This window comes from Agrobacterium sp. H141 (assembly GCF_057158725.1).
This window is the reverse complement of the sequence record NZ_CM169893.1, coordinates 3,697,603-3,716,074: the sequence shown is the minus strand read 5'-3', so window position 1 is coordinate 3,716,074 and position 18,472 is coordinate 3,697,603. Positions and strand designations below refer to the sequence as shown.

Here is an 18,472-nt window from a genome sequence, read left to right as displayed (position 1 = left end):
CAGAACATGTTCAGTGAAATTCATGTGACGTTTTTGCGCCGCCCTTGGACGGCTGTGAGAGGCGAGGCGGCTGGAGGATGATCCAGCCACTGTCTGGTGGCACGATGCCGGTGACGAACCAGACCAATGTAAGGCCGATGGTCCGCCAGCGAAAGCGCCACCAGGGTCGTTTTGGCTCCGGCCCGGCTTGTTCCTTAACATTGCGTAGCAATGCGATGGCGTCCTCAGCCTCACTGGCGGGCACCGACAGTATGATGCCGCCGAGTGCATTCATCCATTGCCAATTGACCGTGGCGTGATGATGGCCTTGATCAAACACAGTCATGCCGGCTGCCATCAGCCTTGATCTGACCACGGCCCATTCGCCGGCGCCATAGGTCTTTGCGACGGGTACGAGGGGAGAATGCTGGCTTTCCCGCCTTTCGCTCCGGTTTGCACCCGTCACGCCGTTCACCTCTTAGAATTTGTCCCGCAAGGCGTAATAAGTCAGCGCGAGGAACAGCAGCGGGCTGCGCAGCCTGGAGCCGCCGGGGAAGGCACCGATGTTCAGATCCCTGATCAGATCGAGTTCCCTCGATCGCCCCAAGATGCCCTCGGCCCAGAGCTTTCCGCAATAGTTGGAAAGCATGACGCCATGACCGGAGAAGCCGCCAACGGAGGTGACGCCCGGCATGACCTCACGGGCAAACGGCTTGCGCGACATGGTGATGCCGACCGAGCCGCCCCAGGCATGGGTGATGCCGATATCATGAAGTTCCGGGTAGATCTCGGCGATCTGCCGGCGGATGTGCTCGGAAATATCGCGCGGGGTATCGGAGGTATAGGCCTCGCGTCCGCCGAACAGCAGCCGTCCGTCATTGGTCTTGCGCCAGTAGCGCACGACGAATCGGGAATCGGCAATGGCATCGGAGCCCGGAATGACCGACGGAAACTTGTCGAGCGGAACGGTGGCACCGATAAAGGAGCGGATCGGCATCACATGCGCCGCCGTGACCGGTTCCAGGCCCTTGATGTAGGCATTGGTGGCCAGCAGCACCTTGTCGGCAGTGATCGTGCCACGCGCCGTCTCGATCGTGGTCTTGCCGCCGCTCTGGCGGATGCCGGTCGCACGCGTCATTTCAAACAGGTCCGCGCCGGCAGCCTTGGCCGCCTTTGCAAGGCCGATCACCAGCTTGAGCGGATGGATATGCCCGGTGCCGGTATCGCGGGTGCCGCAATAGAAGCGCTTGGAGCCGACCCGTTCGGCGGTTTCCGCGATGTCCATATAGGAAATGTCGGTATAGCCGAAGCGGTGGAAGGCTTCGACCGACTTCTGGTAGTCGCGCTCGTGGCCGGACTTGTGTGCGACATTGAGCTGGCCCGGCATGAAATCCATGTCGATGGCCTGGTCTGCGGCAAAGCCGAGGATGTATTTCTTGGCATTCTCGGCAAGGTCGAACAGCGCCTTGGCGCGCTCGAAACCGTATTCGTCTTCCAGTTCATCCGGCTCGGCGCGCTGGCCGGTGCCGAACTGGCCGCCATTGCGACCGGACGCACCATCGCCGAAGCGACCGTCTTCGATCAGCGTGACCGACACGCCGGCCCTGGCCAGCGTGTAGGCTGCCTGAAGGCCGGTGAAGCCGCCGCCGACAATGGCGATGTCGGTCTGTCTGGAGCCGTCGAGCACCGGATATTCCGGACGCTCGCCAGCACTGTCTTGGTACCAGGAAATCCCTGGGGCGATCGGGCTTTGCCAAAGCATGGGGGGCACTCCTTGTATGCGACTGTCAGACATTCAGGAGCAGGAATTCCCGCTCCCACGGGCTGATCACCTGCATGAATGTCTCGAATTCCCCCCGCTTGATGCCGGCGTAAAGACCGACGAATTCCTTGGAAAACACCTTTTCGAAATCGGGCTGCTCCTCCAGCAGTGCGACCGCCTCCAGAAGTCCGCGAGGAAGATCGATGGATCCCTCATTGGCCGAGATTTCCGTCGCTTCCGTGGGCTTGATGGAGTTCATGATGCCGAGCATGCCGCAACCGAGCGACGCCGCAAGCGCCAGATAGGGATTGGCATCGGAGCTCGGCAGGCGGTTTTCCACGCGCCTTGCCGCCGCATCCGACTGCGGCACGCGGAAAGCCGTGGTGCGGTTGTCATAGCCCCAGGCATTGTTGACGGGGGCTGCCATATCGGGTGCCAGACGCCGGTAGGAATTCACGTAAGGGGCCATCATCACCAGCGCACTGGGCACGTATTTCTGCATGCCGCCGATGAAGTGGAAGAATTCCTCCGACGGTGAGCCGTCGGCATTGGAAAAGACATTCTTGCCCGTGTCGATTTCCACCACCGACTGGTGGATATGCATGGCGGACCCGGCCTGTCCCTGCATCGGCTTTGCCATGAAGGTGGCATAGATGCCGTGCTTGAGGGCTGCCTCGCGGATGGTGCGCTTGAACAGGAAGACCTGGTCGGCCAGCGCCACCGGATCGCCGTGACGAAGGTTGATCTCGAGCTGGGCGGGACCCTCCTCGTGGATCAGCGTATCGATCTCGAGGCCCTGCTTTTCGGAGAAGTGATAGATATCGTCGATCAGTTCGTCGAATTCGTTGATGCCGGCAATCGAATAGCTTTGACCGCCCAGGATCGAGCGGCCGGAACGGCCTTTGGGCGGACGAAGCGGATAATCCGGGTCGTCGTTCATGGCCACCAGATAGAATTCGATTTCCGGGGCCACCACCGGCTTCCAGCCGCGCTCTTCATAAAGCTTGACCACATTGCGCAGCACATTGCGCGGCGTATAGGCGACTTGCTCACCCTCGGTGTTGATCACGTCGCAGATCACCTGCGCGGTGGGATCGCTTTCCCACGGCACCACCGAAAGCGTGGACAGATCGGGCACAAGCTTCAGATCGCCATCGCGCGGCTCATAGCGGAACGAGGCGGTCTCATCCGGATAATCGCCGGAAATGGTGTGGCGATAAAGCGCCGACGGCAGAGCCAGCGATGTGTTGCTGGTGAACTTGGACGACGGCATCATCTTGCCGCGGGCCACGCCCGCAAGGTCCGGCGTGATGCATTCGATATCCTCGATGCCGCGGGCGCGAAGCCAGTAGGCAGCCTCCTTCCAGCTTTTGACTCCTCGGGACGATCGCAGGTCTGGAGGCACAGAAGCCTTTTTGGAAGCGGCGCCCTGGGGTCTCAGCATATTTTTCTTCGGAGGCATGTCTCACCAGTCTGTTGTTGATGGCGCCATCATAGCCAGACTTTCCCGCTTGGCGAGGGGGGGATGATTGACTTTATGCCGCTGATCGCAAAAGACAGGGCCGAATTTTACCGGGAGAAGCACGTGGCGCGCGAATACGATGTCCTGATACTCGGCGCAGGCGCCGCCGGCATGATGTGTGCCATCGCCGCTGCCAAAAGGGGTCGCACGGTGCTGGTCATCGACCACGCCAAGGCCCCCGGAGAGAAGATCCGGATATCGGGCGGCGGGCGCTGCAACTTCACCAATATCCATGCCGGACCAAAGAACTATCTCTCGGAAAACCCGCATTTCGCCAAATCGGCGCTTGCCCGCTACACCCCTGCCGATTTTGTCGCCATGGTCGATGCCCATGGAATTGCCTGGCATGAAAAGACGCTGGGCCAGCTGTTTTGCGATGACAGTGCGCGCCAGATCATCGACATGCTGGTGCGGGAGATGCGCGACGGCGGTGCCGAATTGAAACTGTCCTGCTCGATCGAGACGGTTGAGAAATCCCCTGACGGCTACAAGGTTGCCACCAGCGATGGCGTCTTTCACGGCAAAAGCGTGGTTCTGGCCACTGGCGGCAAGTCGATCCCGAAAATGGGGGCGACCGGTTTTGCCTACAGGATTGCCGAGCAGTTCGGGCTGAAGACGACGGAGACGCGTCCGGCATTGGTGCCGCTGACGCTGGAGCCGGGTTTTCTGGCGGAACTGTCGCCGCTGGCCGGCCTTGCGGTGGATGCAAAGGTGCGCCACGCAAAGACCAGTTTCCGCGAGGCGCTTCTGATTACCCATCGCGGCCTGAGCGGCCCGGCCATCCTGCAGATTTCCAGCTATTGGCGCGAGGGCGACGAAATCGAGATTGCCCTTGAGCCGGAGACGGATTTTGCCGAATTGCTGAAGGCGGCCAAGCGCGAAAACGGTCGCCAGTCGGTGCAGACGGTGCTGGCCCACCGCCTGCCCAAGCGGCTGGCGCAATACTTCGCCGAGCGCAATCAGTTGTCTTTGCCGCTTGCCGATATGGCCGATCGCAAGCTGGACGCCTGCGGCGAAAGCCTGAAACGCTGGACGATCAAGCCTGCGGGGTCTGAAGGCTACCGCACGGCCGAAGTGACCATCGGCGGCGTCGATACCAAGGGGCTCGACCAGAAGACCATGGAAGCCAGGGGCGTGCCGGGGCTCTATTTCATTGGCGAATGCGTGGATGTGACCGGCTGGCTGGGCGGCTATAACTTTCAATGGGCCTGGGCATCGGGCCGTGCCGCCGGAGAAGTTGCATAGACGTTCGAATGCGTCCTCCGATATTCAGCGCTTATTAATGGATCTCCGCCAATCTGGTTGAATGCCAAAGCCGCGATCGCATCGACGCTCTGGCCTGCGCCATTTGTCATTCAAGGAGTCCAGCATGCCAAAGTCCAGCCGTCGTGCCCGCGCAATCGCCATTGCCAAGACCGAAGATGCGGCAGCCCAGCGCATGACATTTCTGACCGGTGCGGCACTCTTTGCCCTGGCGGCCATTGCTGCTGTCGTGCTGGCAATCGTTTCCTGATCATAATGGCCGACTTGCCTTGCCGTTTCCCGCACGATCGGGACGGCAGATGGGTAGCATGCGTATCGTAAAGTAGCGATAGCTTAAATAAAAATTTAATTCATCAGCGTCACATTGGAGATACCGAAAGGTCTGCGCGCGTAAAAGCAGAGCCGAATTTTTTTTGAGGGCATGGGTGGCGCAGATCCGGAAGGGAGACCGGGCGCCGCATGGCATGCTGAGGGGGTAGTTTTAGATGTTTGTAGACAAGTTCCTGTCTCGCTTTTCCATTTCGACCAAGGTTTTGGCCTTCGTCTTTCCATTCGTTCTGTCCATTTCCGCCGTCGGCCTGATGGGGCTCTACGCGTCCGGCCTGTTGCAGCACCGCATGGAAATCTCCAACGGCATGATGGGTGCGTTGAGCGGTTTCCGCGATGTCAGCACCGCCATGGACAAATTTCTGGTCGAGCCGTCAGAGGAGACCCGCGGCGCGGTCAGCGATGCGCTCACGGTGCAGCAATCGGCGCTTCAGACCAGCCTTGCCGGGCTCGATGACACGGCGGTCGGCCGCGAGGATCTCGAAAAGGCGATCCGCGCGACGGAAGGGATCGATGGTCGCATTGGCGGGCTTTGGGATCTCTATCAGCGTGAATCCGAACTGGATGCCTCGATCGCCGGCGGTTTGAGCGCCCTGGTCTCGGCACAGATGGAACTCTCCGATGAGGCGACACGCCTTCAGCGCGCCGTGCGCAACGAGGAAAATGAAGCCAAGGCAGCGTTGCGCCAGGCGGCACGCCTGACCGATGGCGGCCAGTTCGTCACCTCGCTGGTCAACCAGACCATGGCTGCCGGTTCGCCCGAGCGCCAGTTTCCCTTTCTGACGGCAAAGCTTGGCGACCTGGTGAAGACGCAGCGCAAGGTGCTCTCCGCATTGACCGGCAATCAGGGCATTATCGGCAAGAATTTCGCCGAATCGATCGCCGATCTGCGCGAACGCGTGCAATCGGGCGATATGGGTCCCGACAATGCCGATGCGGTCAAGGCGATCCTGCGCAAGTTCCGCCAATATGCAGAGGCCTTCGATGAGGCATCCGCCTCCAAGACGTCGGAGGCCATCAACCAGTTTGCCGATGTGGACGCCAAGGTCGTGGTGGCCGAAGAGGTTCTGGCCGGTAGCCGCAAGCTGATTACCGGCGTCTACGACCTGCGTATCGTTGCCGAAGCCTTCCGTATCAGCAAGGATCAGGAGGGAATGGAGCGGATCGACCGTCAGGTGAAACTGATTGCCGATAATCTCGAAACACTCGGTGCCAGCATCGAGGACAAGGCCTTCTTCGACAAACTGTCTGCGCATATCACGCCGGCGCTTGCTGCGCTGAAGGACAGCAGTATTGCCCTGGTGGATGTCAGCGCCGAACGCAAAACGGAATATGCCGAGGCCAACCAGGCCATCGTCACGGCCTGGAGCAATCTCACCACCTTCTCCGACATGCAGAAACAGGCAGCCGTGGAAGAGCGCGTTCGCGCCAATGGCGTCTCGATCTCCACGACCGTGATCGGTATCCTGCTGGCGGTTCTGGGCGGAATTGCCCTGGTCCTGACCCTGCAGCGGCCGATTGCCGCCATTACCGGCACCATGCGCCGCATTGCCGATGGCGATCTTGAAACGACGATTGCCGGAGAGGCCCGTGGCGACGAGATCGGTGCCATGGCCCGTGCGCTCGGCATCTTCAAGAACAATGCCCGTGCCAAGATCGAGGTCGAGGCGCAAAGCGAGCAGCAGCGCGAAAGTGCCGAAGCCGAGCGCCGCCGTAACGATGAGGAAAAGCAGGCGCTGGACGCCGAGATCGATCATGCGGTGACGAAGCTTGCCGCAGCGCTGGAACGGTTGGCCGCGGGCGATATTTCCTTCCAGATCGAAGGCAAGTTCAACGGACGGCTGGAACGCCTGCGGGTGGATTTCAACCTGTCGCTGCAGCGCTTGCGCGACACCATGGGCAAGATCACCCATAATGTCGGTCTCATCCAGAACAATGGTCGCCAGATGGCAGGCTCCACCGGCGAGCTTTCCAAGCGGACCGAGCAGCAGGCCGCCTCGCTGGAACAGACGGCCGCCGCCGTCGACGAAATCACCGCAACCGTGCGGGGGGCCGCAGAACGCGCCAAGGAAGCCGACAGCATTGTCGGGGACACCAAGCGCAATGCGGATGAATCCGCCGTCGTGGTCGGCAATGCCATTTCGGCAATGGGGCGCATCGAGGAGGCCTCACGCAAGATCGAGCAGATCATCGACGTGATCGAGGATATTGCCTTCCAGACCAATCTGCTGGCGCTCAACGCCGGCATCGAGGCGGCACGCGCCGGCGACGCCGGCAAGGGCTTTGCCGTTGTCGCCCAGGAGGTGCGTGAACTCGCCCAGCGCTCCGGCGGGGCCGCGCAGGAGATCAAGGGCCTGATCAACAGCTCGTCCGAAGAAGTGGCAACGGGCTCGACCCATGTGAAGGAAGCCGGCGACGTGCTGCAGCGCATCAGCGAGCAGATCGCCACCATCAGCCAGCATGTCAATATGATCGCCACCGCCAGCCAGGAACAGTCTGCCGCGTTGCAGGAGATCAACACCTCCGTCAACTACATGGATCAGATGACCCAGCAGAATGCGGCCATGGTGGAAGAGGCGACGGCCGCAAGCCATGATCTGGCCAATGAGACTGACGATCTGATGGTTCTGGTCCGGCAGTTCCGCATCGAGGCGGAAGGCGTGGCGACCCGCCATCCATCGACTGCCGCCGCCTGATCCGGGCGCGATCTCACGATGAAGTGTTTGTCGGGCTGGCCTTCGGGCCGGCCCTGCTGTCTTTTTAAGGCGGTGCGGCAGTTTGCCGTTTATGACAGGTATGTTACACGGACGCGCAATTAAGGACCGCTGTGATCGCCGTGCGACCCTCGTTCCGTTGGCAGATGAAGCCCCAAGGCGCAGGCACCCGTGATGAAGACGTTACAATTTTCCGACAAGATCGATCTCGCCGAATGGCAGCTTATTGCCGGTGGTGCCTCGCGTGACGTTTATGTTCACGATGACTATCCCGAAATCGTGCTCAAGGTCATTCGCGAAAACAGGCGCGGTCCCAACGGCGAAAAACGACTGCGCTCCAGGCGCAAGTTCTACCGCCATATCCGCCGCTTTGGTGCCTATCTGAGCTTCAGCCGAGAATTCGACGAATTCCTGGAACAGGCGCGCCGGTTTTCCGGCGACGAAGATGTCGCGCTGCCGATTGCCCGCATCTACGGCTTCATACACACCACCAGGGGGCTGGGCATGCTGGTCGAACGGTTGCGTGGACCATCGGGTGAAACAGCCCCGACCATTCGCGATGTGCTGCGCAAACATGGGCCGCAGCCGTGGGTCTTCGAGCTTGTGGATGAATGTTTCGAGGTCATGCGCAAACATCATATCGTCATGGCCGATTGTAGCCCCGACAACTTTGTCCTGACCGGCGACGGCAAGGGTGGCCAGCGCATTGTCTGCATCGACGGCACCGGCGACAAGAGCGCCATCCACATCTATGCCGTGAGCGGCACGCTGAACGCGCTGAAACTGAAGCGCTATCGTAAGCGTCTGCAAGACACCATCGATGCCTTTGTTGTATCCGAAGGCCTGTCGGTGAATGGTGAGGAACTGGCGGCTCAGGCTCAGGATCCATCGCGAGACGCGTCTCGCCAGACGGTCTGATCAGTCAGGCGGTCTGATCAGTCAGGCGATGGCGTTTGACATTGCGCCGCAGTGTCGCCATCCGGTCGGACCGGCATTGCTGTCCCGCGACAAAGAAAGCCGGCCAGAAGGCCGGCTGAGGTGGTGCAGGACAGTGATGAAGCCTGATTAGGCCATCTTATTGTGGCGTCAATTCGACCACGGTGTCGGATATGCGATGGGCCTGCGTGACAACGACGGGGATCAACAGGTCGCCCCAGTTGCCGTCGCCGCCATGGTGGCGGGCGGAGCGGATGAGTTCGACCGAGACGCCACCATCGACGGCCTTCATGACGGAATGGTTGAGGCGATGCAGATCATTGGCGATCATGCGGATCAATGCCTGCTGGTCGCCGTTCATGGCCGATGACTGTTCTTCGGCGCGTTCCTTGACTCGGGTTCTGGGTGTCATGGGTATTTCTCCTCTCATTGCTCGGGGTTGTTGAATTCTGGTTCGATTGGTTGGTGCAGTCGGGACAAGTCCCCCTCTTACTCCGCCGCCGGGCGGAACTGTTCGGTCTCGGTCGACCCCCGCATCGCCGTGGTGGAGGACGTGCCGCCGGAGATGGCGAGCGAGACCGCGTCGAAATAGCCGGTGCCGACTTCGCGCTGGTGCTTGGTCGCCGTGTAGCCGTTGGTCTCCGCTGCGAACTCGGCTTCCTGCAGCTCCGAATAGGCGGCCATCTGCCGGTCCTTGTAGCCGCGGGCCAGTTCGAACATGCCGTAGTTCAGCTGGTGGAAGCCGGCGAGCGTGATGAACTGGAACTTGTAACCCATGGCGCCCAGTTCGCGCTGGAACCTGGCAATGGTCGCGTCATCCAGGTTCTTTTTCCAGTTGAACGACGGCGAGCAGTTATAGGCCAGCTTCTTGCCCGGATGCACCTTGTGCACGGCCTCGGCAAACCGGCGCGCCTGTTCCAGATCCGGCTTGCCGGTTTCCATCCAGATCAGATCGCAATAAGGCGCATAGGCAATGGCGCGGGCAATGCACGGATCGATACCGTTCTTGACGTGGTAGAAGCCTTCCGGCGTGCGGCCGGCATCGTAGTCGACAAAGGGCTGGTCGCGCTCGTCGATATCCGAGGTCAACAGCTTGGCAGCCTCCGCATCGGTGCGGGCGATGATCAAGGTCGAGACGCCCATGACATCGGCGGCCAGGCGTGCGGCCGTCAGGTTGCGGATATGGGCAGCCGTCGGGATCAGGACCTTGCCGCCCAGATGGCCGCACTTCTTCTCCGACGCCAGCTGGTCCTCGAAATGCACCCCGGCCGCGCCCGCCTCGATGAAGGCCTTCATGATCTCGAAGGCATTGAGCGGTCCCCCGAAACCGGCTTCGGCATCGGCGACGATCGGGGCAAACCAGGTGTCCACGGAAAGTCCGTTGCCTTCCTGCGTTTCGATCTGGTCGGCGCGCTGAAGCGTGCGGTTGATGCGCTTGGCAAGCTCGGGTGCCGCATTGGCGGGGTAGAGCGACTGATCGGGATACATGGCAGACGCGGTATTGGCGTCGGCGGCCACCTGCCAGCCGGACAGATAGATCGCCTTCAGCCCGGCACGAACCATCTGCATGGCCTGATTGCCGGAAAGCGCGCCGAGTGCGTTGACGTAACCCTCTTCGTTGATCAGCTGCCAAAGGCGGCTGGCGCCCATTTCGGCCAGCGTATGGCGGATTGCGACGGAGCCACGCAGGCGTTGAACGTCGTCCTGACTATAGGGCCGCTCGATGCCGTCATAACGGCCCCGGGGTGCGTTTGGAATCAGTTTGTCAAAATCGGTCATAATAGAGCTCCTCGCCGTAGATGCCTCCGGTGCACGCCTAAAATCGCGTTCTGTACGCCGGCTTCGATGTGACTGTTTTTACAGTGCGTCGCAAAATACTGCTAGAAACAAAAGGAATTCTGGGGTTTAAATGAGGTTATCTTGTCTGGTCTTTGACAGCAGGGCGGTGTAAATTTGTAAATATTGTAAATGCGGATTTTCTGGCAGACTTGTAAAGGACGGTAAAAATGGCGGAGAACAAGATATTTGCCGGTCCCCGCGTCCGGCGGATCCGCAACGGATTGGGGCTGACCCAGACGGCCATGGCCGAGGCCCTGGAGATCTCGCCGTCCTATCTCAACCTGATCGAGCGCAACCAGCGACCGTTGACCGTGCAACTGCTGTTGAAGCTTTCTGCCGTCTATAAGGTCGATCTGGATGAATTGCAGGGCGAGGCGGGCGGTACGGTGAGCCAGCTGCGCGAGGTCTTTGCCGATCCGCTGCTGGCAGGCGAGGTCCCGGGCGATCAGGAACTGATCGAGGTGGCGGAAGCGGCCCCCAATGCCGCCACCGGCATTTTGAAGCTTTATCGCGCCTATCGCGAACAGGCGGAACGTTTGACCGACCTTGCCGATCTGCTGGCGCGCGAGGGCCATGAAACCTCACTGTCCGGCACAAGGCTGCCAAGCGACGAGGTTCGCGAGACGCTGGAGAAGCGCGCCAATTTCTATGCCCGGATCGAGGATGCGGCGGAAGCCTTTCACGCATCGCTTGGGCTTTCCGCAGGCGACGATCTGGGCGGCGCGCTGAAAGCCTGGCTGCGGACAAAACACGGCATTGCCGTTCGGGCGCTGCCGGTTCATGCCATGCCCAATCTCAGGCGCCGCTATGACCGCCATACCATGCGGCTTTTCCTGTCGGAGCGGCTCTCGCCCTATGACCAGTTGCGCGAGGTCGCCATGGAAGCCTGCCTGCTGGCGCTGCCCGACGAGATTTTTGCCGAGTTGCAGGATCTGCCATTGTCATCCAACGAGGCCCGGCGCCTGGCCCGCTTCGAGCTGGCGCGCTATGCCGCCCATGCGTTGATGATGCCTTACGCAGGCTTTCTGGCGGCCGCACAGCGGGCCCGCTACGATGTCGACGTGTTGCGCGCGCGTTTTTCGGTGTCCTACGAGCAGGCCGCCAACAGGCTGACCATGCTGCAGCGACCGGGGGCCGCTGGCATCCCCTTCTTCCTGCTGGAAATCGACAATGCCGGGCATCGATTGCGAAAGGCAGGCGCTCAAGGCTTTCCCCAGGCCCGCTTTGGCGGCGGCTGTCCCAAGCTCAACATTCATGCCGCCTTTGCCCAGCCGGGGCAGGTTCTGGTCGATCATGTGGCCGTGACAGATGGGGGCGGATATCTGACGATATCGCGCACGCTGGAAGGCCCGCAATCGGGATTTAACGAGCGGGTCAGGCGTTCCGCGCTTCTGATCGGTTGCGATGCCGCATTCCGTCACGATGTCATCTATGGAGAGGCGGTTGCGGGCGACGCCGCTGTGCCGGTTGCCATCGGCACGGCCTGTCGGTTGTGCGAGCGGCCCGGATGTCTGTCGCGGGCCGAACCGCCGGTGACGAGGCCGCTTGGCCTCGATGAAATGGTCACCGGCCTCTCGGCCTTCGATTTCCAATAGCGGTCGACAGCATTTTTTTGCACTGCGAATATTTTTCTTGTCGCCCGTCCAATTCCTTCCTAGTCTTGAGAAAACAAAAGGGAATGGCACGGGGAACAAGCCCGGCTGTGATAAAAAGAACTGGAGAGAAAATGAGATCCAATCTGATCAAACTGGCGTCTGTTGCGCTCGCGACGATTTTCGCAGGCGGTGCCGTCCAGGCTGAAGACCGCGTTGTGAATGTCTACAACTGGTCGGACTATATCGACGAATCGATCCTCGCTGATTTCACCAAGGAAACCGGCATCAAGGTCGTCTACGACGTCTTCGATTCTAACGAGACGCTGGAAACCAAGATGCTTGCTGGGGGCTCCGGCTATGACATCGTGGTTCCGACCGGCAGCTTCCTGCAGCGCCAGATCCAGGCCGGTGTGTTCCAGAAGCTCGACAAGTCCAAGCTGCCGAACCTGAAAAACATGTGGGACGAGATCTCCAAGCAGGTTTCGGTCTATGATCCGGGCAATGACTACGCCATCGATTACATGTGGGGTACCACGGGCATTGGCTACAATGTCGACAAGTACAAGGAAATCATGGGCACCGACGATCAGCCCGACTGGAATGTGATCTTCGATCCGGAAGTGATCGCCAAATTCAAGGATTGCGGCATCTACATGCTGGATGCGCCGACCGAAACTTTCCCGGCTGCACTCAACTATCTCGGCCTGAATCCGGATTCCAAGGATCCGGCTGAACTGGAAAAGGCGGCCGCTCTTCTCGAAAGCATTCGCCCGAATATCCGCAAGTTCCACTCGTCGGAATATATCAACGCGCTCGCCAATGGCGATATCTGCCTGGCACTCGGCTGGTCGGGTGACGTGCTGCAGGCGCGCGATCGTGCCGCCGAAGCCGATGCTGGCGTTCACGTCGAATATTCGATCCCCAAGGGCGGCGCTCTGATGTGGTTCGACCTGATGGCCATCCCGGCTGACGCCAAGCATGTCGAAGAGGCACACGAGTTCCTCAACTACATGATGAAGCCGGAAGTCATCGCCAAGGCATCCAACTATGTCTTCTATGCCAACGGCAACAAGGCCTCGCAGGAATTCCTCGACAAGGACGTTCTGGACGATCCGGCGATCTATCCAACCGAAGAAGCCATGAAGAAGCTTTACACGGTGACCCCCTATGCCCCCAAGGTGCAGCGCATCGTGACGCGAGCCTGGACCAAGGTCGTCACCGGCCAGTAACCGCAAGAGACACAAGGCTCGGGAGAAAAACTCCCGGGCCTTTTTTAAGACACGAGTGCTTCGGGGGAAGAAGACATATGAAGTCACTGGGTAGTATTAGACGTTCCTTCGCGCCCTGGACCGATCCGGACGCAAAGCCCTATATTTCTTTCCGCAATGTGACCAAGCGCTTCGGCGATTTTACCGCCGTCGACAATCTCAATCTCGACATCTATCACCGCGAATTCTTCGCTCTGCTCGGTGCCTCCGGTTGCGGTAAGTCAACGCTGTTGCGCATGCTGGCCGGATTTGAGCAACCGACCGAGGGCGAGATCATTCTCGACGGCCAGAACATGGCCGGCACGCCGCCCTACAGGCGCCCGGTCAACATGATGTTCCAGTCCTATGCGCTGTTTCCGCACATGTCGGTGGAAAAGAACATCGCCTTCGGCCTGCGCCAGGACGGCATGCCCAAGCCTGAGATTGAAGAGCGCGTGAAGCAGATGCTGAAGCTGGTGAAGCTCGAGCAATTTGCCGGGCGCAAGCCGAGCCAGCTGTCCGGCGGCCAGCGCCAGCGCGTGGCGCTCGCCCGCTCGCTTGCCAAGCGACCCAAGGTGCTGCTGCTGGACGAACCGCTTGGCGCGCTCGACAAGAAACTGCGCGAAGAAACCCAGTTCGAGCTGATGGACCTGCAACAGGAACTGGGCCTGACCTTCGTGGTGGTGACCCATGACCAGGAAGAGGCCATGACCATGGCCGACCGCATTGCCGTGATGTCGGCGGGTCACGTGATCCAGGTGGCGACGCCGGCGGAAATCTACGAAGAACCCAAGAGCCGCTTCGTGGCCGAGTTCATCGGCGACGTGAATGTCTTCAACGGCACCTGCAAGGGTGTGGTCGATGGCAAATGCGAGATTGCCGGCGATGACGGCCTGACGATCCGGGTTCAATCGGCTGACGTGCCGCCGGCCGGCACCAAGGCCGGCTTTGCCATTCGACCGGAAAAAATGCGCATCAGTGCCGGCCCTCCGGCCGATGCCGCGGTCAATGCCATAAGCGGCGAGATCTGGGATATCGGTTATCTCGGCGATATGACGGTGTTCTACGTCAAGCTGGAAAGCGGCAAGGTGGTCAAGACCTCGCAGCTGAATGCCGCGCGCACCGTGGATGATCCGTTCGGCTATGAGCAGCAGGTCTGGGTGTCATTCGCCGAGGATGCCGGCGTCATCTTGAAGGATTGATGCCATGACAGGATTGCAAGCCTTCCTCACCAAGCGGATCGTCATCGCCGTTCCCTATGCCTGGCTGTTCGTCTTCTTCCTCGTGCCGTTCTTCATTGTCATGCGCATTTCGTTGTCGACGACGGCGATTGCCATGCCACCTTATACGCCGGTCTTCAGCTTCTCAGAGGGATTGTCGATCTGGCAGGAGAAATTCTCCGAGTTCTCGCTCGACAACTATGCCTGGCTGTTCAGCGATGCGCTCTATATCAACTCCTATATTTCCAGCGTCACCATTGCCGGAATTTCCACCCTGTTCACGCTGCTGATTGCCTATCCTCTGGCCTATGGCATGGCAAAGGCGCCGCGCACCTTGCGGCCGACCTTGCTGATGCTGGTGATCCTGCCGTTCTGGACCAGCTTCCTGATCCGCGTCTATGCCTGGATCGCGATCCTGAAGCCCGAAGGCCTGCTCAACCAGCTTCTGCTGACGCTGGGCGTCATCGACAGCCCGCTGATCATCCTCAACACCAATACTGCCGTCTATATCGGTATCGTCTATTCCTATCTGCCCTTCATGGTGCTGCCGCTTTATGCCGCGCTGGAGAAGATGGATGGCACGCTGATCGAGGCGGCCGAGGATCTGGGTTGCCCGCCGATGACCGCGTTTTGGAAAGTGACATTTCCACTGTCGTTGCCCGGCATCATTGCCGGCTGCATGCTGGTCTTCATCCCGGCTGTCGGTGAATTCGTGATCCCCGATCTGCTCGGTGGCTCGCAGACGCTGATGATCGGCAAGACACTCTGGAACGAGTTCAACGCCAACCGCGACTGGCCGGTGTCATCTGCGGTGGCGACCATTCTGCTGTTGCTGCTGGTCGTACCGATCGTCTTTTACCAGAATGCCCAGGCACGGGCGCAGGAGCGGGAGAGATAAGTCATGCTCAAATGGTCTCGCTTCAACATCGCATCGGTCACGCTCGGCTTCGCCTTCCTCTACCTGCCGATCGTGCTATTGGTCATCTTCTCCTTCAACGAGTCCAAGCTGGTGACCGTCTGGGGCGGTTTTTCCACCAAGTGGTATGTCTCGCTGATGAGCAACCAGCAATTGCTGGATGCAGCATGGGTGACGCTGCGCATCGCTCTGTTATCGGCGTCGATTGCGACGGTTCTGGGCACGATGGCGGCAATTGCCCTGACGCGTTACACGCGCTTTCGCGGACGCATGCTGTTTTCCGGCATGGTCTATGCACCGCTCGTGATGCCCGACGTGATTACCGGCCTGTCGCTGCTCCTGCTGTTCGTCTCGATCGGCATGGACCGCGGATTCTGGACGGTGCTGATTGCCCATATCACCTTTTCCATGTGCTATGTCGCCGTCGTCGTCCAATCGCGACTGATCACGTTTGACCGTTCGCTGGAAGAGGCAGCGCTCGATCTGGGCGCAACGCCGACCAGAACCTTCTTCGAGGTGACCTTGCCGATCATTGCCCCGGCGATCATCTCCGGCTGGATGCTGGGCTTTACCCTGTCGCTCGACGATCTGGTGATCTCGAGCTTCACCACCGGACCGGGTGCCACCACGCTGCCGATGAAGATCTACAGTCAGGTGAAACTGGGCGTGACGCCGGAAATCAATGCGGTCTGCACCATCCTGATCGCCATCGTCACCTGCGGCGTGATCGCAACCTCGATCATCACCAAGCGCCAGGAAGTCCAGCGCCAGCGCGACGAGCATATCGCAGCCCAGGGCGGCTGATCCGACGGCCACGCGCGGTGGAGCATTTTGGCGAAGAAGTTGGCGAAGAAGGTTGCCGCTTTTGCTGGAGTGCTTTAACCGCGCGGCGGCAACAGGATGTAGGTGATGAACCAGATCGGCACCACGAACAGCGCGCCCAGCATGATCTTGGGCGCGCACCATGTCATCCATTGACCGGCAAGTTCGACAAGGCGTTGCGGGGTAAGCCCCACCAGGCCGATCACGCTTTCCCATGTGATGCCGAAGAAGGAAAGGCCTATGCCCGCAAACAGCGAGGCAAGGGCAATCTTGAACAGGGCGATGATCATGTGGCGCATCAAAGCCTCCCCACGCCGATGATTCGCCACGATATTAGCGCGTTCTGATTTAACGGGACATGGGCGAGAGGATGGGATCTGGCCAGGATCCACCGACAAACAGGGTGGTTTGTGCGCTTGCGCCCTGACTTTTTGCGGGATCTGCCGTCCACTGCGCCATCAGTGCCAGACCGTTGTCGGCATAGGGAACGATCCCCGACAGAGTGAGGGTCGAACCGGAACTCTCCAGAAGGCCCTTGTCGATCCGGGCCGCGCCATCGGCGAGAGTGGCGACCAGCTCGATCTTGTCGTAGTCGAGGCTGCCGGTGCCGGTATCGCTCAGGCGGAAAAAGCGCTCGCTGGCCGCACGCGCCAGGACAGCGTCCAGATTGAAGGGCTTCAGCGTTCCAGACGACGCGGTAAAACGCAGCGTGCCGTCAACATCGTCCAAGCCGGCAACCGCCATCGGCTTGTTGAAATTGAGCGAGAGGTCAAGCGAGCCACGACCCCGGGGAAGCGGGCCTTGCATGGGCATGCGCTCGAAGATCGCCGCCAGATCGACATCCGATGCTGACAATTGCAACTGGTCGCCATCCGGCCCGCCAGTATCGACGAGCTGTGCGGTGAAGGCACCGCCTTCCAGCCGGGAATCGATGATGTTCACCTGGCGCCTGGTGCCGGATGTGACGATGCTGGCTGCCATCTGCTCGAGCTTGAATGGCTCGAGGCTTGCCGTCGCGGCAGACAAGGTCACATCGAAATCGAGCCATTGCGGCAACAGACCGGGTGTCTTTTCAAAACCGGGTGGAAGGGCGGAAAACGTATCGATCAGGGCGCCAAGATCGATATCGTCAAACGCAAGCGTGCCGCCGATTTTCGGCCTCTTCCCCGAGGGCATCATGAGATCCAGCACGCCGCTTGCGCTGCTGTCGTCCGATGTTGCCGCAAACTTGTCGAGCCGCATGCTGTCGCCAAGCGTTTGCACCTCGGCACGGACACTGGCGCGTTTGACGTTGACGAACGGTCCCTGTTTCCAGCCTCCCCAGGTGAGGAAGGCTGCCATATCGGGAATGCCCAGCCTGAGCGCGCCGGACAGCAACTGACCGGCATAGAGGTTGGCCGGACCATCGAAAGAGGCGCCAAAGCCCGGAGCGCGCAGCGTGAGCGAAATCGCGGTGTCCTTGCCGGCAAACAGAACGAGCGGCTTTGCAGCGGAGAGATCGATCGTCAAGGCCCGTCCGGCCACGCTGGCGGTGACCTTGCCCTCGAACCTGGCCGACAGGTTTGCCCATTTGATCTCACCGGAAATGGCATCGATGGTGACGTTTCGTCCCGACGAGACATCGGTGAACTCGACGGTGCCATCCTCAACGGTCACATTGCCGATCTCTGTGTTCAATGTCTCCTCGGAGGCTGGCTTGGCCTGCGCGTCCGCCCTGGCGCGCGCCACAGCCTGGCCGAGCAGCCCGCCTCCGGTCCAGACGATATGGTGGTCCCGATCGCGGGTGACGGAAATGACGGGGCGGACAAATTCGAAATCGCTGAAGGCCGGTTCGCCGCGAAGGGCGGCGATCACACCAAAGCTCGCGGTCAGCCGCTCGATACGGCCGAGCACTTGATCGCCGCTGGCCGACGGCTTGACGATCGTCACATTGGGCAGGGTGATGCGGGGCTCCGGCCAGAACCGGACCTGAGGTGTGCCGCCGATGCTGGCCTGCTCTCCCGTCCAGGCCGACAGGCTGCGTTCCATGGCACTTCGCACGGCGCTGGTGGAGACCAAAAGAGGGGCAAAGGCCAGAAGAGCGACGTAAAGGCCAGCACCTGACAGCATGATGACGGCGATGGTGCGCACGAGCTTGATCGCGCGTTCTGTCCGCGTGCCGGGGCAGACCGGCCTGCCATCTTTTTTATTCTGCGCCATGATCACATGTGGCCCGCTGTCGCAGGTCCTCTCCTGTTGTCTGCCCGATATAGGAATTGTCGGTTTCTGGCAAATGCAGCCACGCTTGAGACCGGTAGAAGCACTTCATATTGCGGCGCAACCTGATATAC

16 protein-coding genes are annotated in these 18,472 nt (G+C 60.3%); 9 read left to right on the top strand and 7 right to left on the bottom strand.

What is annotated here, in order from left to right; translation table 11 throughout:
- Nucleotides 1-10 precede the first annotated feature (10 nt).
- From ACWPM9_RS17465 to ACWPM9_RS17455, 3 genes are read right to left on the bottom strand one after another with little or no spacing between them, the layout of a single operon-like run.
- A complete protein-coding gene (locus ACWPM9_RS17465; RefSeq protein ID WP_428185913.1) occupies nucleotides 11-445 on the bottom strand; it encodes a hypothetical protein in 435 nt (144 codons plus the stop codon).
- Nucleotides 446-457: 12 nt separating this feature from the next.
- Nucleotides 458-1,741 (bottom strand): NAD(P)/FAD-dependent oxidoreductase, encoded by a 1,284-nt coding sequence (locus ACWPM9_RS17460; protein ID WP_484755983.1) that lies wholly within the window; start codon nucleotides 1,739-1,741, stop codon nucleotides 458-460.
- 25 nt (nucleotides 1,742-1,766) lie between these two features.
- A complete protein-coding gene (locus ACWPM9_RS17455) occupies nucleotides 1,767-3,203 on the bottom strand; it encodes a glutamine synthetase family protein (protein ID WP_428185911.1) in 1,437 nt (478 codons plus the stop codon).
- A 63-nt stretch (nucleotides 3,204-3,266) separates the two neighbouring features.
- Between ACWPM9_RS17455 and ACWPM9_RS17450 the strand changes: the two genes are divergently transcribed.
- The 4 genes from ACWPM9_RS17450 (at nucleotide 3,267) to ACWPM9_RS17435 (ending at nucleotide 8,485) form a co-directional block, all read left to right on the top strand.
- On the top strand, nucleotides 3,267-4,508 hold the full coding sequence (locus ACWPM9_RS17450; protein WP_428185910.1) for a BaiN/RdsA family NAD(P)/FAD-dependent oxidoreductase: 1,242 nt from the start codon (nucleotides 3,267-3,269) through the stop codon (nucleotides 4,506-4,508).
- A 124-nt stretch (nucleotides 4,509-4,632) separates the two neighbouring features.
- Nucleotides 4,633-4,776 carry a hypothetical protein gene (locus ACWPM9_RS17445; protein ID WP_428185909.1) on the top strand — a complete coding sequence of 48 codons (144 nt, stop codon included), beginning with the start codon at nucleotides 4,633-4,635 and terminating at the stop codon, nucleotides 4,774-4,776.
- A 235-nt stretch (nucleotides 4,777-5,011) separates the two neighbouring features.
- Nucleotides 5,012-7,549, top strand: coding sequence for a methyl-accepting chemotaxis protein (locus ACWPM9_RS17440; protein WP_484755982.1), 2,538 nt, complete (start codon nucleotides 5,012-5,014; stop codon nucleotides 7,547-7,549).
- 192 nt (nucleotides 7,550-7,741) lie between these two features.
- A complete protein-coding gene (locus tag ACWPM9_RS17435) occupies nucleotides 7,742-8,485 on the top strand; it encodes a YrbL family protein (RefSeq protein WP_428185907.1) in 744 nt (247 codons plus the stop codon).
- A gap of 157 nt (nucleotides 8,486-8,642) precedes the next feature.
- On the opposite strand, the gene ACWPM9_RS17430 is transcribed toward ACWPM9_RS17435, so the two are convergent.
- Nucleotides 8,643-8,915, bottom strand: a complete 273-nt coding sequence (locus ACWPM9_RS17430) for an SMc00767 family acetate metabolism repressor (protein ID WP_484755981.1) — start codon at nucleotides 8,913-8,915, stop codon at nucleotides 8,643-8,645.
- A 77-nt stretch (nucleotides 8,916-8,992) separates the two neighbouring features.
- Nucleotides 8,993-10,282, bottom strand: a complete 1,290-nt coding sequence (aceA, locus tag ACWPM9_RS17425) for an isocitrate lyase (RefSeq protein ID WP_484755980.1) — start codon at nucleotides 10,280-10,282, stop codon at nucleotides 8,993-8,995.
- A 227-nt stretch (nucleotides 10,283-10,509) separates the two neighbouring features.
- Here aceA and ACWPM9_RS17420 point away from each other — a divergent pair, with 227 nt between their 5' ends.
- The 5 genes from ACWPM9_RS17420 (at nucleotide 10,510) to ACWPM9_RS17400 (ending at nucleotide 16,124) form a co-directional block, all read left to right on the top strand.
- On the top strand, nucleotides 10,510-11,937 hold the full coding sequence (locus ACWPM9_RS17420; protein ID WP_428185904.1) for a helix-turn-helix domain-containing protein: 1,428 nt from the start codon (nucleotides 10,510-10,512) through the stop codon (nucleotides 11,935-11,937).
- Nucleotides 11,938-12,068: 131 nt separating this feature from the next.
- Nucleotides 12,069-13,166: a polyamine ABC transporter substrate-binding protein gene (locus tag ACWPM9_RS17415; protein ID WP_484755979.1), complete on the top strand. Its 1,098-nt coding sequence runs from the start codon at nucleotides 12,069-12,071 to the stop codon at nucleotides 13,164-13,166.
- A gap of 77 nt (nucleotides 13,167-13,243) precedes the next feature.
- Nucleotides 13,244-14,386, top strand: a complete 1,143-nt coding sequence (locus ACWPM9_RS17410; protein WP_484755978.1) for an ABC transporter ATP-binding protein — start codon at nucleotides 13,244-13,246, stop codon at nucleotides 14,384-14,386.
- 4 nt (nucleotides 14,387-14,390) lie between these two features.
- Nucleotides 14,391-15,302 carry an ABC transporter permease subunit gene (locus ACWPM9_RS17405; RefSeq protein WP_428185901.1) on the top strand — a complete coding sequence of 304 codons (912 nt, stop codon included), beginning with the start codon at nucleotides 14,391-14,393 and terminating at the stop codon, nucleotides 15,300-15,302.
- A 3-nt stretch (nucleotides 15,303-15,305) separates the two neighbouring features.
- Complete coding sequence (locus ACWPM9_RS17400; RefSeq protein WP_428185900.1) at nucleotides 15,306-16,124, top strand: ABC transporter permease; 819 nt, start codon at nucleotides 15,306-15,308, stop codon at nucleotides 16,122-16,124.
- A 74-nt stretch (nucleotides 16,125-16,198) separates the two neighbouring features.
- Here ACWPM9_RS17400 and ACWPM9_RS17395 read toward each other — a convergent pair whose 3' ends face one another.
- Together ACWPM9_RS17395 and ACWPM9_RS17390 are read right to left on the bottom strand one after the other, a co-directional pair.
- Complete coding sequence (locus ACWPM9_RS17395; protein ID WP_428185899.1) at nucleotides 16,199-16,441, bottom strand: DUF6460 domain-containing protein; 243 nt, start codon at nucleotides 16,439-16,441, stop codon at nucleotides 16,199-16,201.
- Nucleotides 16,442-16,490: 49 nt separating this feature from the next.
- Complete coding sequence (locus ACWPM9_RS17390; protein WP_484755977.1) at nucleotides 16,491-18,341, bottom strand: AsmA family protein; 1,851 nt, start codon at nucleotides 18,339-18,341, stop codon at nucleotides 16,491-16,493.
- Between the last annotated feature and the right edge of the window lie 131 nt (nucleotides 18,342-18,472).